The sequence below is a fragment of the Loktanella sp. DJP18 genome, from assembly GCF_049310965.1.
Lineage (GTDB): Bacteria > Pseudomonadota > Alphaproteobacteria > Rhodobacterales > Rhodobacteraceae > Loktanella.
This window is the reverse complement of the sequence record NZ_JBMERN010000245.1, coordinates 1-2,744: the sequence shown is the minus strand read 5'-3', so window position 1 is coordinate 2,744 and position 2,744 is coordinate 1. Positions and strand designations below refer to the sequence as shown.

Annotated in this window: 2 protein-coding genes and 3 pseudogenes; 2 read left to right on the top strand and 3 right to left on the bottom strand. The window is 59.4% G+C overall.

Annotation, left to right across the window (positions count from 1 at the left end; genetic code table 11):
• Window positions 1-138: 138 nt before the first annotated feature.
• Window positions 139-546 (bottom strand): annotated as a pseudogene (locus ACOI1H_RS24630) (transposase); the annotation flags it as partial.
• On the opposite strand from ACOI1H_RS24630, the pseudogene ACOI1H_RS24625 reads away from it, so the two are divergent.
• Window positions 546-989 (top strand): annotated as a pseudogene (locus ACOI1H_RS24625) (transposase); the annotation flags it as partial. The pseudogenes ACOI1H_RS24630 and ACOI1H_RS24625 overlap by 1 nt on opposite strands.
• 20 nt (window positions 990-1,009) lie before the next feature.
• Here the strand turns inward: ACOI1H_RS24625 and ACOI1H_RS24620 are convergent.
• Window positions 1,010-1,186: pseudogene (locus tag ACOI1H_RS24620) on the bottom strand (hypothetical protein); the annotation flags it as partial.
• A 115-nt stretch (window positions 1,187-1,301) separates the two neighbouring features.
• On the opposite strand from ACOI1H_RS24620, the gene ACOI1H_RS24615 reads away from it, so the two are divergent.
• On the top strand, window positions 1,302-1,433 hold the full coding sequence (locus ACOI1H_RS24615; RefSeq protein WP_422440877.1) for a hypothetical protein: 132 nt from the start codon (window positions 1,302-1,304) through the stop codon (window positions 1,431-1,433).
• Between the two features lie 197 nt (window positions 1,434-1,630).
• Here the strand turns inward: ACOI1H_RS24615 and ACOI1H_RS24610 are convergent, their stop codons facing one another.
• Window positions 1,631-2,632, bottom strand: a complete 1,002-nt coding sequence (locus ACOI1H_RS24610; RefSeq protein WP_422440875.1) for a hypothetical protein — start codon at window positions 2,630-2,632, stop codon at window positions 1,631-1,633.
• Between the last annotated feature and the right edge of the window lie 112 nt (window positions 2,633-2,744).

The window sequence follows — 2,744 nt, the reverse complement described above, 5'->3', positions numbered from 1 at the left end:
GATCTTCGTTGGCCATTTTATTTCTCCTACTTGCTTTGAAGATTCAACGTAGTGCTGCCGGATAAGGTTCCGGGTTGTGTCTCGAACGTGGTGGAAACTCTCTGGCGGCGTTCTCCGAGCATGTGGATTTGGGCCTGATCAGGCCGCGAGGTCAAGGCTGATTGGGGCGATAGGCTGAGCCAAGGTTTCCCAACCATCGATCTTCCGCATTTGGATCTGGCCCGATGCCATCAGTGCCCAGAGAAGCATCGGCACCGTTTCGGCGCAGGGCAGCACGGTCTGAGTCTTGATGCGACGGCGGAATTCCTCGTTCAGGCGCTCAATTGCATTGGTGGTGCGTGCGGATTTCCACTGCGACGGGTCCAGACGCGTGAAGGTGAACAGCCGGTCTCCGGCCTCTTCCAAGCTGTCAGCGACCGCACGGCATTTCAGGCGCCACTTGCGCAAGAATACCTTCCGCTGCTTCTCGATCTCCGCCGCGCTGTCGGCATAGATCATGTCACGATAATCCTCGCTCAGTTCGTCATGCATGTGCTTTGGGGCATGGGGTCGCATTCATCGTCGCCGTCACGGTGGTGGCCCAGGTCGGAGATTTTAATCGTTTCGACAACCCGCGTCAGCTGATGGCCTATCTCGGGCTGACACCATCTGAACATTCCAGTGGCAACACTGTGCGCCGGGGCGGGATCACAAAGGCCGGCAGCGGATTGGCGAGACGTGCCCTGATTGAGGGCGCGTGGAGCTACCGCATGCAGGCGCGCGTCAGTCGCAAGCTTCACGATAGGATCGAGGGGCTCCCCAACGTGGTGCGCGACATCGCCTAGAAGGGGCAACTTCGAATGTGCCAGCGATACCGCCATCTGCTCGCAACCGGGAAGGCGAAAGTGGTCGTGATCACGGCCATTGCCCGCGAGATGGTCGGCTTTATCTGGGCCATCGCCAAAGCAGTGACAGCCGCACCCGTCGTAAACGCTCGCACCGAAAGCTGAGAGGACAAAAAGCGCCCTGATCACGCCGATGCGCAAGGTTGGGGGCGGAACGCGGTGGGGAACCCTCGTGCCCTGTTATGAGCCGACACCCGCACCGTGATCGTTCGATAAACCTCCGCCATCAGGAGCGCCGTCATCCGGTCGACCGGCAGGATGGGCTGTTTGCATTTAGATCCTTTGGGTCGGCCTTTTGGATTGCCCGACTTGCCCGACGAAGTACGCTAGGTGATCTTTCCGGAGGGCGTTCCTCTGGTCGGAGTTAATGAAAACGAAGGCGGCTCCGCCAGCTGGCCGGACAGCTTGGACCAGTACATGCCGAGTTCCCTGCCCGACGAAGCCGAGGTGTCTGCCGCAGAACACGACCTGTCGAGCGAGGAGGGGATGCTAGATGATCAGATGGCGACACCGATCGAGGATGACGGTTCCGACCTTCTAAAATCATAGTGATCTTGGTCAAGGTGGCAGCTTCATGCTGCTGTTATGAAGACGCTCCGCCTATCCCTGCTGTTGGGTTTTCCCGCGCAACCTCTGTTTGCGCCAGATGCGGTCCAGATGCCGATTGGATTACAGTATATGCCATCCGAATTAAAATAGCCCCGGCTGCGTTTGCAGCCGGAACTTGGCATGGTCGTTCAATACGTTCAGCCGTGGAAGCGGATGCCACGGAAGATACGGCCCGCGTCACGATCGCGGCCACCGTGAACAGCACCGGCCATGGCAGCTGCTGCTGCGATCAAAGCGGCAGCTGCAAGCGCGAAGGCCGTCATGATGGCGGCATTGCGTGCCTTCCGCGCGGCGTCTACAGCAGCGGCCTTAGCGTCTTCGGCCAGCTGTGCTGCTTCCGTCTTTGCAGTTTCAATCGCGTCAGCGGCCTCCTGACGCGCTGATTGGGCATCTGTAATGACCTGGTCGACGCGCGCTTCGGCTTCTGGCTGCGTCATGTTTGTTCGCGCTGCTACTGCGCTAGCCAAATACGCACGATCGGCGTCACTGACCTCTCCAGTACGGTAGACGTTGGCCACGATGCTTGCAGCCTGTCGGGCCACTTGCGCCGGATCTGCAGCTGCTGGGTCGACTTGTGCCGGCCGTAGCAGCTGGTTTGACAAGAAATCGGTGGGATTGTTCTGCGCCTCGTCGGGAACAACGGCCCCTGCGGCATTCGCCACGCCAGACGCCACACCACCCAGAGCGGTTCCTGCAGCTTGCGTCACGGCCCCGACAGCCTGTCCCGCTCCGGCAGCAACATTACCCGCCGTGTTGGCTGCAAAGCTGACTGCATTGGTCAGCATGATGGCGGTCGCGATCGTACCTAAACCCCAGACAACCAGACCATTGATACTGTCGCGTGCCGTAACTTCATCGGAAGATGCGGTTTCGACGCGCCGGCGCATGCGGCCGGCAATGTAGCCACCGGCGAGGTACGCTGCGACGAGTGTCAGCACGAGCCAGAGCCCCGTCAGGACTAGTTCGAAGGTTGACGAGTCGTCTGTCCCATCCAGCGTGATTGCCGAGAGCCCAAGTGCGGCACCAAAAGTTGTCAGCAGCACGCCAATCGCAATTGCGACGACGCTACCAGCGAAGATCGCTTGCCAATCAACATAAGATCCGTCGACGGCCGCGGCGGGCGATGTGGTAGTATTCATGGCGATATCCCTTCAGGATCGAAAATCAGCTGAGGCCCAAAAGCGACAGTACGAACAAGACCACCACGACGAGGCCCACGAGATAGATAATGCCGCCCATTGTAGAAATTTC

Coding starts and splice junctions, on each gene's coding strand:
- ACOI1H_RS24615 (WP_422440877.1), top strand. CDS start 1,302: ATGCCGAGTTCCCTGCCCGACGAAGCCGAGGTGTCTGCCGCAGAACAC.
- ACOI1H_RS24610 (WP_422440875.1), bottom strand. CDS start 2,632: ATGAATACTACCACATCGCCCGCCGCGGCCGTCGACGGATCTTATGTT.